The sequence below is a fragment of the Mechercharimyces mesophilus genome (assembly GCF_059818345.1).
On the sequence record NZ_JCBAPH010000002.1, the window covers coordinates 441,787 to 454,678 of the forward strand.

At 46.2% G+C, this 12,892-nt stretch carries 10 protein-coding genes and 1 other RNA gene; all 11 read left to right on the top strand.

Annotated elements, in window-relative coordinates:
- Window positions 1-11: 11 nt before the first annotated feature.
- The 11 genes from AC6RGY_RS09805 (at window position 12) to AC6RGY_RS09855 (ending at window position 12,490) form a co-directional block, all read left to right on the top strand.
- Window positions 12-1,553 carry a pyridoxal phosphate-dependent decarboxylase family protein gene (locus AC6RGY_RS09805; RefSeq protein ID WP_499862419.1) on the top strand — a complete coding sequence of 514 codons (1,542 nt, stop codon included), beginning with the start codon at window positions 12-14 and terminating at the stop codon, window positions 1,551-1,553.
- A complete protein-coding gene (locus AC6RGY_RS09810; RefSeq protein WP_499862421.1) occupies window positions 1,538-3,352 on the top strand; it encodes an IucA/IucC family protein in 1,815 nt (604 codons plus the stop codon). Before AC6RGY_RS09805 ends, AC6RGY_RS09810 begins: the two co-directional genes overlap by 16 nt.
- A complete protein-coding gene (locus AC6RGY_RS09815) occupies window positions 3,349-3,942 on the top strand; it encodes a GNAT family N-acetyltransferase (RefSeq protein ID WP_499862423.1) in 594 nt (197 codons plus the stop codon). The genes AC6RGY_RS09810 and AC6RGY_RS09815 overlap by 4 nt, the downstream gene beginning before the upstream one ends.
- Window positions 3,939-5,294, top strand: a complete 1,356-nt coding sequence (locus tag AC6RGY_RS09820; protein ID WP_499862425.1) for a lysine N(6)-hydroxylase/L-ornithine N(5)-oxygenase family protein — start codon at window positions 3,939-3,941, stop codon at window positions 5,292-5,294. Before AC6RGY_RS09815 ends, AC6RGY_RS09820 begins: the two co-directional genes overlap by 4 nt.
- Before the next feature lie 18 nt (window positions 5,295-5,312).
- A complete protein-coding gene (locus tag AC6RGY_RS09825; RefSeq protein WP_499862427.1) occupies window positions 5,313-7,124 on the top strand; it encodes an IucA/IucC family protein in 1,812 nt (603 codons plus the stop codon).
- A gap of 273 nt (window positions 7,125-7,397) precedes the next feature.
- Window positions 7,398-7,664: signal recognition particle sRNA large type (gene ffs / locus AC6RGY_RS09830), an RNA gene on the top strand.
- Between the two features lie 168 nt (window positions 7,665-7,832).
- A complete protein-coding gene (locus AC6RGY_RS09835) occupies window positions 7,833-9,266 on the top strand; it encodes a two-component system sensor histidine kinase NtrB (RefSeq protein ID WP_499862429.1) in 1,434 nt (477 codons plus the stop codon).
- A 105-nt stretch (window positions 9,267-9,371) separates the two neighbouring features.
- Window positions 9,372-11,060 carry a DNA polymerase III subunit gamma/tau gene (gene dnaX / locus AC6RGY_RS09840; RefSeq protein ID WP_499862431.1) on the top strand — a complete coding sequence of 563 codons (1,689 nt, stop codon included), beginning with the start codon at window positions 9,372-9,374 and terminating at the stop codon, window positions 11,058-11,060.
- Between the two features lie 33 nt (window positions 11,061-11,093).
- A complete protein-coding gene (locus AC6RGY_RS09845) occupies window positions 11,094-11,405 on the top strand; it encodes a YbaB/EbfC family nucleoid-associated protein (protein ID WP_499862433.1) in 312 nt (103 codons plus the stop codon).
- A 30-nt stretch (window positions 11,406-11,435) separates the two neighbouring features.
- The gene (gene recR / locus AC6RGY_RS09850; protein ID WP_499862435.1) at window positions 11,436-12,035 is read left to right on the top strand and encodes a recombination mediator RecR; all 600 of its coding nucleotides are present in this window, start codon (window positions 11,436-11,438) and stop codon (window positions 12,033-12,035) included.
- Window positions 12,036-12,220: 185 nt separating this feature from the next.
- Window positions 12,221-12,490, top strand: a complete 270-nt coding sequence (locus tag AC6RGY_RS09855) for a pro-sigmaK processing inhibitor BofA family protein (protein WP_499862437.1) — start codon at window positions 12,221-12,223, stop codon at window positions 12,488-12,490.
- Window positions 12,491-12,892: the final 402 nt, after the last annotated feature.

Genomic DNA, 12,892 nt, shown 5'->3' on the forward strand with positions numbered 1-12,892 from the left:
GGATAAACGACATGAATGAGTTAAGAAGGAAACAGCAAAAGGTTGATATAGATTCTTTGTTCCTAAATGAGACTTCCTCCGCTAAGAACGCTTACCAGAAGGTGATGGCACAGGTAGAGAAACTCCTGTTTGACCATTATGCTACCCTTGATGGACCCTACAGTGGCAAGGGAGTAGATGCTTTGCGTCAAACCTGGGAAAGTCAATCGCACTTACCGCCTGAGGGGCGTAATTTGAGTGAAGTATTGGCAGAGGTGGGAGAAGAGGTACTGGCCCATTCGGTAGCGGTACATCATCCGCGCTGTGCAGCCCATCTGCATTGTCCCCCGCTTATAGCCTCTTTGGCAGCGGAGAGTTTGATCAGTGCGACCAATCAATCGATGGACTCGTGGGATCAGAGCCCCGCAGCGACGCTCGTAGAAGAAAAAGTCGTGCAGTGGTTGTGTCAACTCTATTACCAAGATGTGCGTGCGGACGGGATTTTTACTAGTGGAGGCACTCAATCCAATTTCCAGGGACTTCTCTTAGCGCGAGATCGCTTTATCCAAGAGGAGTGGCAGTGGAATGTCCAGGCGAAGGGATTACCACCGGAGGCGCATCAATTACGCATCCTTTGTTCGGAAGCTGCACACTTTACGGTCAAACAATCCGCGGCGCTACTGGGTCTGGGTGAGCAAGCGGTTGTGACCATCGCGACGGATGAACAACAACGGATGAGTGTACAGGACTTGGAGCGCAAATGGAATCGATTACAACAAGAAGGAGCAAAACCAATGGCGGTGGTGGCCACTGCCGGTACCACTGATTTCGGTAGCATTGACCCACTAACGACCTTGGCCGACCGTTGCCAAGATTGGGGTATGTGGCTCCACGTGGATGCTGCTTATGGTGGTGCGTTAATGATGAGCGAACAGCATTGTCACAAGTTAGCTGGAATCGAACGAGCGGATTCCCTGACGGTTGATTTTCATAAGCTTTTCTATCAACCGATTAGCTGTGGGGCTTTTCTTTTGCGTGATGGTTCCAACTTCCGTTGGTTGTCGCGTCATGCTGACTATCTCAACCCTGTGGAACAGGAAGAAGCGGGGATTCCCAACCTAGTGGGGAAATCGGTGCAGACGTCACGTCGCTTCGATGCTCTAAAGTTGTGGATCAGCATGCAAATGCTCGGGCAAGCCGGATTTGCCCATCTCATTGAACGTACGATGGAGCAAGCAAATGGAGCAGCCCAGCTGATTGCAGATGATCCACAACTAGAAGGAGTAGGGGAGAAGCCGCAGATTAATGCAGTGGTTTTCCGTTACCGACCGGATGCTGAGCTTGCGGAGGGATCCGATGAGATCAATCTCCTCATTAAGCAAACGTTACTTGAACAAGGAGACGTCGTATTGGCACAGACGCGGGTGGCAGGTAGGGTTCATCTCAAATTGACTCTGCTCAATCCACGCACGACCACCGCTGACATGAAAGAAATATTGACGAGTGTGAAGAGAGTAGGACGCGAAATGGAAATAAAATGGGGGGAGAGGATGAAAGCATGTCTACGTCCATAGCAGAACAAGCAAGCATGCAAAGCTTCTTTAATTGTTATTTGAGGGAAGTAGGAGGTTACGAATTACTCAGTCGTGAGGAACTCCTCCGCGATCCGGTTTATGAAGAGATCGGCTCTCAGATAGAGTGTACCCGCTTTGTGCGGTGTGACCTACCCCATCATGGGATGGAGATTGTTGCACCGGTTAAATACTGGTCCTTGACGGATCGCCACGTATTCGCCTTTCCACTCTATTATTTTGCTGGAGAGAGAAAACAGGCGTATTCCCTTGATTATGTGACCATGATTACGATGGTAACGAAGGAATTGGAATTGGCGCGTGGCCGCGAAACCAGTGCGGATGAATTGGTCTATCGCAGTTTACAAAGTGCCCAACATATTGCCGATTTTGTTGAAGCACGGAAGGGTGACGCAAAAAAATTAATGCAGTCTTCTTTCACCTATTTGGATGCGGAACAGTCCCTTATCTTTGGTCATTTGTTACATCCGACCCCGAAAAGCCGACAAGGGATTTCGGAAGTGGAGCAGCGTGATTATGCTCCTGAACTCAAAGGGGAGCATCCCATGCACTATTTCCGTGCCCATCATTCCATCGTAAAAGAAGACTCTACTTTTGAGCAAACAGCGACGGAAGCGATTAAAGAGGAACTGCGTTTTGATCCTACTTTATCAGAGGAGTGGAAAGAGAAATATCTGACACAAGATGGTTATTCTCTTCTGCCGGTTCATCCATTGCAAGCAAAGCATCTTTTACAAGATCCCGATGTAAAAGGTTTGCTCAAAGAAGGGCTACTAGAGGACTTAGGACAACGAGGGCGAGCCTACGCTCCTACTTCTTCCTTGCGTACGGTGTACCATCCACAAGCACGTTTTATGATGAAGGGTTCCGTGCCAATCAAGATTACCAACTCGATCCGTCTCAACAAGATGAAAGAGTTGGAACGCGGGGTGGAAGTAACACGCATGATGCAAAGTGAGATCGGACAGCAACTGAAGAAGCATCATCCGGCGTTCCACATCATTCAAGACCCTGCTTACATAACCATTGATATTCCTGGTAGAGAAGAGTCAGGCTTTGAGATGGTGCTGCGAGAAAATCCTTTTGTGGGTAGCCATGACCAGTCTGTTTCCCTTATTGCCGGTTTGTGTCAAGATTCGTTGACTGGAGAAGGTTCTCGCCTACAAACGATCGTAAGTGAACTGGCAACAAGTGAAGGGCGTACGACGGAGGAAGTCAGCTTGGACTGGTTCAAAAAATACTTAGAGATCTCTCTCGAACCGATGTTGTGGCTGTATATGACGTATGGTGTTGCCTTGGAAGCACACCAACAAAATAGTGTGGTTCGCTTGGAAGGTGGGTATCCCAGTCAGTTTTACTATCGGGACAACCAAGGCTACTACTATTGTGAATCTACCTTCGATCAACTGAAAGCTGCACTCCCTGGTATTAACGAGAAGAGTCAGACGATGTGTAAAGATGAGGTAGCGGATGAGCGGTTGCGCTACTACCTTTTTCTAAACCATTTGATGGGGCTGATCAATGCATTTGGTGTGGCACACTTAGTAGGAGAGCAAGGATTACTAGAAATGTTGGCTGATGTGTTGCGAGGATGGCTTCCGAAGAATCGCCAACCTTCTTCGCTACTGGAGAGCCTTTTGGAACGAGAGGAGATTCCTTGTAAAGCCAATCTGTTGACACGTCTCTATGATATGGATGAATTGGTGGGGCCGATGGAGAGTCAATCCGTCTATGTCAAAGTAGCGAACCCGCTACGAAAAGGAGTGAAGACGAACGTATGAAGCAAGATCGTCCCTCTTTTTACCATGATGGGGTTCCTTATCGCATAAAAGATGAGTCGCTCAATAAAGAAATTTCCTTTCGGCCGGTCCAGATGGAAGCTGATTTTGAGCGACTCCATCAATGGCAACATCAGCCACATGTGATTCCTTTTTGGCAGTTGGATATTTCCCGTGAGGCTTATCGGGAGCATTTGACTACATTTTTGGCAGATCCTCACCAAACCTTGCATATTGGCATGCTGGATGGGGAGCCCATGAGCTACTGGGAGACCTATTGGGCCGAAGATGATGTGGTAGGAACGCGCTATGATGCACACCCAGAGGATCAAGGTGTTCATCTCCTGCTCGGTCCTCCTTCCTACCTCGGCCAAGGATATGCTTTCGCCTTACTGCGGGCGATTACCGCAAAGATGTTTGAACACCCTGGCACAGAGAAAGTGGTGGCCGAGCCCGATATTCGTAATGAAAAGATGATCCATATCTTTAATAAGTGTGGTTATCTCTTGCAAAAGGAAATCGATTTACCGGATAAGCGGGCTGCCCTCCTTTTCTGTACACGAGAGGAATTTGAGAGGAGAGTGAAGGGATGATTGACAAACAAATGGGTACAGCTCCGATCTATGATGTCATCGGGATAGGAATAGGGCCCTTTAATTTAGGATTGGCGGCGCTATTATCCCCGCTGTCGGAAGTGAATGCGCTCTTTTTAGAGCAAAAGCCACAATTTGATTGGCATCCAGGTCTCTTGATCGAAGGGACGACCTTGCAAGTTCCTTTCTTTGCTGATTTGGTTACCATGGCTGATCCGACGAGCCCTTACTCCTACTTAAATTACCTTAAGGAACAGAAAAGGCTGTATCATTTTTACTTTTACGAACGTTTTCTTATTCCGCGACGGGAGTATAATCACTATTGCCAGTGGGTTTCGCAGGAGTTGGAAAGCTGTCGTTTTGGGCAACGCGTGACCCAAGTAGAGAAGGTGAAACAGGAGGGTCGTTCTTACTATCGTGTAGAAGTATTGGAGGTAGAGACAGGACGTACCCACCACTATTTGACGAAAGATCTGGTTCTCGGAGTAGGCAGTGTTCCGGGTATACCGGGACGCTTTAAAGAGCTCTCAGAAGAGGATGTATTTCACTCCGCACAGTTTTTAAAACGATTGGACCGTTGCCGCAGTGCGCGTTCCGTTACAGTGGTGGGTTCAGGGCAAAGTGCGGCTGAGGTGTTTCAAACGCTGCTTCAGGAACAAGATGAGCATGGATACCAATTGGATTGGTTCACACGCTCGGATGGTTTCTTCCCGATGGAGTATTCCAAGCTTGGATTGGAGCATTTCTCTCCCGATTATACACGCTATTTCCACTCGCTCCCACAAACAAAACGAGATGAGCGCTTGGCGGGGCAGGATCTGCTATATAAAGGCATTAGTGCGAGTACGATTGCCGAAATCTATGACCTCCTTTATGAACGGACGGTGGGAGGAGCCACTCCTCCTGTACGCATGCTGGCAATGACAGAACTACAAGAGATCACAGCCAATGCGAAGGCGGATTCCGCCAACTATACGCTTCATTGTATGCAACGCGAACAAGAAGAGCGCTTTACACACGCTAGTGATATTGTCATTTTGGCTACTGGTTACCAGCATCGCTTACCAGCTTGTATTGAGGGCATCAAAGATGAGGTTCGTTGGGATGATCATGGCCGCTTTATCATCAACGAAGATTATCAGGTTGCACTTACGAGAGAAGATAATCACGTCTATGTACAAAACGGTGAGATGCATACACATGGCATAGGTGCTCCTGATTTGGGACTGGGTGCTCATCGTAACTCTGTTATTATCCGCGCTTTGACCGGGCGGGAAGTGTATCCGCTCAATGAGCGAAACGTATTCCAGCAGTTTGGTGTAAATACCAGTACAACCACCACCACAAAATAGAACGGGGAGTGAACCGACATGGAAGCGATGGAAACCGTAAAAAAAAATTTAAATCCAGAGACGTGGCAACATGTATCAAAACAACTTTTGACGAAGATGTTTGCCGAACTCTTATACGAAGATATGTTGCAACCGACTTTGCTGGAAGAGAATGAAGGAAAGGGTTCCTATCGGCTAGAGTTGAAAAGTGGAGTCCTCTATACCTTCTCTGCTAAAAAACGGGTATTCGATAGCTACCGTATCGATGCGGAATCGATCGAACGGCATGCTGATGGGGAGTCTACGCAAGCGACGAATCCGATTCAGTTCCTTTTAGATATTCAAACAACGGTGGGTATGACTTCGCTGACAGCAGGTCATTTGATTCGTGAATACAATCAAACCCTGATTGCTGATGCTCATATCCATGAGAAAAAGAAAAAGTCGAATAAGGATCTGACGGCACTCGATTATGCGGATTTGGAAGGGGAAATGGAGGGGCACCCTTGGATTACGTATAACAAAGGTCGAATCGGTTTTGGCTACCAAGACTACTTAGATTACGCACCAGAGCAACAAAAAGAAGTGGTTCTTTCTTGGCTAGCCGTTCATCGGAAAATGGCTACCTTTCATGCGGTGGAGAAAGTGGAACATGAAGCGCTTATCCGTAGTGAAATTGGCGATGAGCGATACGAATCTTTTATCTCCCAGCTGGTAGAACGAGGCGTCAATGCTGAGGACTATTTCTTTATCCCTGTACACGAGTGGCAATGGGACAATTACATTATTCCTTTCTTTCCAGAGGAGCTTGCTAACCTCCGTATTATTCCGCTAGGAGATGGAGTCGATCGTTATCTACCTCAACAATCCATTCGTACTTTCGTCAACCGTAGTAAAAAAGAACGTCATCATGTGAAGCTACCGATGAGTATATTAAATACGCTGGTGTATCGCGGGCTTCCGGGGGAGCGCACGGTAATCGCACCTCAGATTACCGAGTATATCAAGGGTATTTGGGAACAAGACGACTTCTTAAAAAAGGAGTGCCGTACCATTCTCCCAGGAGAGATTGCCAGTCTTAACTATGATCATCCTTACTATAGCAAGTTGGAAGGCGCGCCTTATCAGTACTTGGAAATGCTCGGCTGTATTTGGCGTGAGAGTATCTATAATTACTTGGATGAGGGAGAGCATCCGATTACTCTAGCTTCTCTCTTATATGTGGATGGAGAAGGAGTACCCTTTGTTTCACGACTCATCGAGCAGTCGGGATTAAGTGTAGAGGAATGGGTGGATCAATTGGTTGGCGTGATCCTGCCTCCGCTTCTCCACTATCTGTACAAATACGGTGTCGTTTTCTCTCCGCATGGACAAAATACCATTCTCGTGCTGAAAGATGGTGTTCCGCACCGGTTAGCAGTAAAAGATTTTGTTGACGATGTGAATGTGAGTCAAGAGCCACTACCGGAGTTAGCCGGATTGTCGCAAGAATTGAAAGAGGTCTTGCGGAGTGAACCCCCAGAAGGATTGTGCCAATTCATCTTTACGGGTCTCTTCATTTGCCACTTCCGCTACCTGTCTGATCTTTTAGAGGTACATCATGGTTTAGCGGAAGAAACTTTCTGGGCGCAAGTGCGAGCGGGTATCCTCGCCTATCAATCACGCTTTCCAGAGAGACAGGAACGGTATCAATTGTTCGATTTACTCAGACCTTCTTTTACAAAGTTGTGCTTGAATAGGAATCGAATGGTTGATTATGGATACGCTGATGATGATGATCGTCCGCATGCTTCAGAGTTTGGTCGAGTCGCCAACGCATTAAGTGTAGGAGCAGAAGCAGGGATGAAGTAATGGAACGGATAGCACACTCTGAGTGAGTGTACAGTAGCTTGAAGGCATTGGGTTCACTCGCCTAAGTGGTTGATGGGCGAGTGAACTTGTTTCTATGAAAGTCTCCACTTGCTTAAGGTTTTTTTACTAATTGAAAAAATCGACCATGTGGTTTTCTATGAAAAGCTCTTCTAAAAATGTTTAGTGCATCGCCTCTCTATGAACATTGTGTGTCATAAAGGCGGCTTTTATCGTTATTTGTCAGTAACATACGAATATGCTATAATAAATAGACCGTGCTAGGTGGGGAGCTGGCGGTGCCCTGTAACCCGGAATCCGCCTTACCGGGGCTGAATTCCTACCCGAGGCTTGTCTCTGTAAGGCTAGGTCTGTATACGAGGTGTTGAGGATCGGGTCCTGCGCAATAGGGACTTTCGAACTGTGTCAGGTCCTGACGGAAGCAGCACTAAGGGAGCTCCCCTATGTGCCGCAGGGATGCCTGATCTGAGCTGAGTATACAGGTGCCACTTATAGCGATATTGTTCGAGGGCAGGTGCGCGGTATTTCTATGGATAAAAACCAAGAGGTCGCTTTGCTGTCTAACTAGTGAAGCGCCTCTTTTTTGCTTTTCCTTCATAACTTTATGATCAAAGGAATTTCCATACATAAGCAGGAGGATATAGTTTCAAAAGCGAAACAAAAATGGAAGGGGAAGAGGGGGGTGACAACATGACGATCGCCTTTAATGTAAAGTTTGGACAGCTTTTGGATTGGGTTCAGCAGGCAGAGTATGCAGCCATTATGATGGATGGGAATGGGCGCATAACCTCCGCGAATGAACCCTTTCTGACTATGTTGCAGTTGAAATGGCAACAGGTTGAAGGAGAGGATTTTGCTCATTTCCTCTCGTTGTCCAATGAGGTCCAGCATGAAATTTACCGTCCTCATCAACATCAACAGAGCTCCCGTTGGGTTGAAGGGTCATTTCTTTTGCTATCAGGAGAGCTACTTCCAATGACGGCTCATATGGTGAGTGGGCAAATGGAAGAACAATATTTCCACCTTCTCTTCTGTACCCCTTTTGATATGAAATCATCGCAAGTAGTTAATCGGTATGCACATCAATGGGTTCATGATCTGGATATAGGAGCTGTCTTTCTTAACAAAGAGGGAAGGGTTGTTACCATCAATCAAAAGGCGAGTGCATTGACGGGAAGAGATGGTGACCAACTACTTGACCAACCTTGTGAAGAGCTATTCACTTCCTTATCGGAAGAGGGGTTGTCCCTAGTAGAGCGCTCTCTAGCAGGAGAAAGTGTAAAGCCGATCGAGGTTACTTGGCCCATAAATCAGCATGAAGTAGTCGTTCTACTTGATGTGTGTCCACTATATGATGAAGAGTCACAGGTAGATGGTTATTGTGTCACTCTCCTGGACATGACCCAATTACGTGCAATGGAAAGTGAGCTGGAAGGACAAAACCGCCTTACCTTGATTGGTGAAATAGCGGCTGGTACGGCTCACGAAATAAGAAATCCACTTACTTCGATCCGAGGATTCCTGCAAGTGTTGAAACATACATTTAATGAGAATTTACATATTAAAGAGTATAGTTACACTGAGATTATGCTACGTGAGATTGACCGCATTAATCATCTGGTGGGAGAATTTTTGCACCTTAGTCGTCCGGAATCGACTACAAAGAAGCTTGTATGCGTGGAAAGTATGATTCAAAGTATGATTCCCGTCATTCGAAGTGAGGCCAACCTTCATCATATTTATCTTCGTTACCAAGAACCTGGAAGGTGTTTACCGAAAGTTTTAGCAGATGAGAAGGGATTAAAGCAGGTGCTTCTAAACCTCTGTAAAAATAGTATCGATGCTATGGATGATGGAGGTACTTTATCCATCGAGGTCCATTGTTCGGGGGAGGGGCAGAGCAAGCGCGTTGAAATTGAAGTGTATGATACCGGAGCTGGTATTCCGGAGACGGTGATGGATCAAATCTTTGAGCCTTTTTTCACGACCAAGGAAAATGGCACAGGTCTAGGACTGGCTGTGTGCAAGCGCATCATTGACGATGTGGATGGAAGTATTGAAGCGAGGACGACGGAGCGAGGGACTGTTTTTCGCGTATTATTGCCCGTCGTAGAATCAGGGTAAGTCGCTGTGCGTATAGTGGTAAAACGAAGAACGTTTTCTTTGGAAAAACGGAGTGTTCTATAGTATGATATTTTTACGGACAAGTTAGGTAAGCAGGAGAGAAAGTTGGTAATTGTTGTGGCTTATCGGGCTTTATATCGCGTTTATCGATCGCAGACGTTTGCTGATCTTATCGGACAAGAGCAAGTGACACGAACTTTGCAAAATGCGCTAGCTTCTAGGCAATTTTCTCATGCCTATTTGTTTAGTGGTCCACGTGGAACGGGCAAGACAAGCGCGGCTAAAATTATGGCCAAGGCTGTAAACTGTGAATATGGCCCACGCCCGGAACCGTGTAACGAATGTGATGCCTGCCGGCGGATTACAGAAGGATCTCTTATGGATGTGGTGGAAATCGATGCTGCCTCCAATCGTGGGGTGGATGAAATCCGCGATTTAAGGGAGAACGTACGCTATGCACCGTCGGAAGTCCGCTATAAAGTGTTTATTGTGGATGAAGTGCATATGTTGACCACAGAGGCATTTAACGCCCTATTAAAAACCTTGGAAGAACCGCCTTCTCATGTGATTTTTATTCTAGCTACCACTGAACCACACAAGCTACCGGCGACCATTCTCTCGCGATGTCAGCATTTTGTTTTTCGTCGAATTGCGTTAGAGCATATGTTGGTACATTTACGTGCTATTTGTGAAGACCAGGGAATAGAATGCGATGAACCAGCTTTGCTCGAGGTGGCCCGTACTTCCGATGGAGGCATGCGCGATGCTCTCAGTTTACTGGATCAAGTACGGTCATTTAGCGGAGATCAAATTAATGAAGAGTCGGTTCGTATGGTGACGGGAGCGGTTTCTCAGAATGCGATCAATCACCTTCTAAAAGCGATCGCTAAACAAGACGCGAAGCAAGCGCTAGATCATATGGATTCACTCCTCATGGAAGGTGTGGAAGCAGAGAAGCTGTTGCAAGATCTTATCTATGCTTGCCGGGACTTGCTTTTCGCACTATCGGGGAAGCGTGATGGCGTTTCTTCTGATAGAGAACCATTGATTGAAAGTGGATCCACATTATCCGCGGCTGAGTGGATGGATAAAATGGAGCAGATGATTCTGTTCCAAGAGAGTATTAAACGGTTTCATCACGATCGCATGGTACTGGAACTAGCACTTATGCGTTTGTGTGAACCTGCAGCAAAACCTGCAGGATACGTAGAAAAGTTAGAGAAACGGGTACACGATCTTGAAGAGAATGTGAGAAATCTCGCAGAGAGAGATCCGGTGAAGGCTCAGGCACCTGAAGAATGGAATCGATCGTCAGCAAACGAAAGTAAGAGAGTGGCATCCAATCCGGCGAAGAAAAAGCCCAGTGATAGGCACCTGCTTTCCTTACAAAAAGAAGCTCAACCAGATTTAATAAATAGGGTGAATCAGAGCTGGCCTGAATTGCTTAATCAAATTAAGAGAGAAAAGATAACCGTTCATGCATGGTTGATGAATGGAGAACCCGTGGTGGCGACGAAAGATGCGGTCGTGGTTGCCTTCAAAAATCAAATACACCGGGATACTACGGAAAAAGAGGGAAACAAATCACTTATTGAGCGTTTCCTGCAAGAGTTGGTGGGGATTCCGCGACTGATCACCGTGATGAAAAGTGACTGGGACACGATTGAAAGTCCCTCTTCCTCTGCAGATGAAGAGAGTTTCTCTTCGACTACAGTAGAGGATGAGGAATCACATGATCCTATTCAACATGCTGTAAAAGTGTTTGGTGAGGATATGGTAGAAGTGACAGACTAATGTTGTTTCGCTAAATAAGGGAGGAAAAACAAAATGAAAAATATGAATCAGATGATGAAGCAAGTAAAAAAGATGCAGGCACAGATGGCTAAAGCGCAGGAAGAACTAGCAGAAAAGCAAATTGAAGGCACTGCTGGTGGTGGCGTGGTGAAGGTAGTCATGAATGGGCAGAAAGAACTGATTGATCTTGTCATTGCACCGGAAGCGGTAGACCCTGATGATGTGGAAATGCTACAAGATATGATTACAGCTGCATTTAATGAAGCCTTAAAAAATGTGGATGAGCTTGTACAAAAAGATATGGGTAAGTTTACGGGTGGTATGAATCTCCCGGGCATGTTTTAGTAAAAAAGAAAAAATGGGAGTGTCGAACGAGTGTATACGCCGGAACCGATTACACGCTTGATGGAGGGGTTCATGCGGCTACCGGGCATTGGACCGAAAACGGCTCAACGCCTGGCTTTTTTTGTATTAGGAATGAAAGAAGAGGATGTCATTGATCTGGCCAAAGCCCTCGTACATGCAAAGCGAGATCTAACCCCTTGTGAGATCTGCAAAAATATAACGGATCACAAAGTATGCTCGGTTTGTAGCAACAGAAATAGAGATCGATCGGTGATCTGTGTGGTTCAAGACCCCCGGGATGTCATTGCGATGGAACGAATGAAGGAGTACAACGGCCTCTATCATGTCTTACATGGAGTTATATCGCCAATGGAGGGGATTGGACCTGATGAGCTAGATATTCCTCATTTATTACGAAGATTAGAAGATGATACGGTGAAAGAACTCATTCTAGCGACCAACCCTAATATCGAGGGGGAAGCTACAGCGATTTACCTTTCCAAATTGGTTCGTCCCTTTGGTATCCGTGTCACGCGGATTGCTCATGGTTTGCCGGTAGGAGGCGATCTAGAGTATGCGGATGAAGTAACGCTGTCTAAAGCGATGGAAGGAAGAAGAGATTTAACGTAAAGTAAGAAGGACGATTATCTTAATCGGTAGCTGTTCGACCGTTGTCAAGCTAAGAAGCTGCGTCTTCCCAGTTGAAGAAACGTGGCTTCTTTTTTGTATAGAATGACGGGTTTCGTTTTCCGATGGTCTATTTTAATAAGGCGTGCATATGCTTGTACCAATAGTGGAGGAAGGGGCAATGTCCGATGCAAATTAGTTGGTGGATTGTTGTGGGAATAGGGAGTGTCATTCTTTTTATGTTGATTAGCCGTTCTGTCATGCAACCACTAAAATGGATGTGGTGGGGGCTATTGTATTCTGTCGTGGGAGCTGTCGTCTTGTTCCTGTTGAACTTGGCTGGTAAGTGGATTCAGTTTCAAATCCCTATTAATCCAGTCACCTCCTTTGTAACCGGGGTCTTAGGATTGCCTGGCCTTATCTATCTGGTAGTGGTGAAGGTGCTTTTTATGGGCTAACGCCTTGTATACGTGGATATAACGGCAAGAGGAAGCTGAATATGCGGTGTCCGTAACAAGTGTAAAGGAAATCGATTGCTCACGGTTTTACATAATTACATAAGACGTTGACAAAAAAACTGGGTCATGCTAGTATATTTCTTGTTCCCACAAGAGAATGGCGATGTGGGAAAGAGGAAACAACAAAAAACGAAAAAACCTGTTGACGAGAATATCACAGCATGGTATTATAGATCTTGTCGCCACGAAAGAGTGGACAAGACAAACCGCCGGATGGCGGGGATAAAGAGAAATTGTTCCTTGAAAACTGAAGAGCGAAAGATAGACCCAAGTCAATGAAATTTGAGCAATCAAATTCTTTTATGGAGAGTTTGATCCTGGCTCAGGACGAACGCTGGCGGC

Bases quoted from the DNA above. Each gene is read 5' to 3' on its own strand.
- AC6RGY_RS09845 (WP_499862433.1), top strand. From the start codon at position 11,094: ATGAAAAATATGAATCAGATGATGAAGCAAGTAAAAAAGATGCAGGCA.
- AC6RGY_RS09855 (WP_499862437.1), top strand. From the start codon at position 12,221: ATGCAAATTAGTTGGTGGATTGTTGTGGGAATAGGGAGTGTCATTCTT.
- AC6RGY_RS09835 (WP_499862429.1), top strand. From the start codon at position 7,833: ATGACGATCGCCTTTAATGTAAAGTTTGGACAGCTTTTGGATTGGGTT.
- AC6RGY_RS09825 (WP_499862427.1), top strand. From the start codon at position 5,313: ATGGAAGCGATGGAAACCGTAAAAAAAAATTTAAATCCAGAGACGTGG.
- AC6RGY_RS09815 (WP_499862423.1), top strand. From the start codon at position 3,349: ATGAAGCAAGATCGTCCCTCTTTTTACCATGATGGGGTTCCTTATCGC.
- AC6RGY_RS09810 (WP_499862421.1), top strand. From the start codon at position 1,538: ATGTCTACGTCCATAGCAGAACAAGCAAGCATGCAAAGCTTCTTTAAT.
- AC6RGY_RS09805 (WP_499862419.1), top strand. From the start codon at position 12: ATGAATGAGTTAAGAAGGAAACAGCAAAAGGTTGATATAGATTCTTTG.
- AC6RGY_RS09820 (WP_499862425.1), top strand. From the start codon at position 3,939: ATGATTGACAAACAAATGGGTACAGCTCCGATCTATGATGTCATCGGG.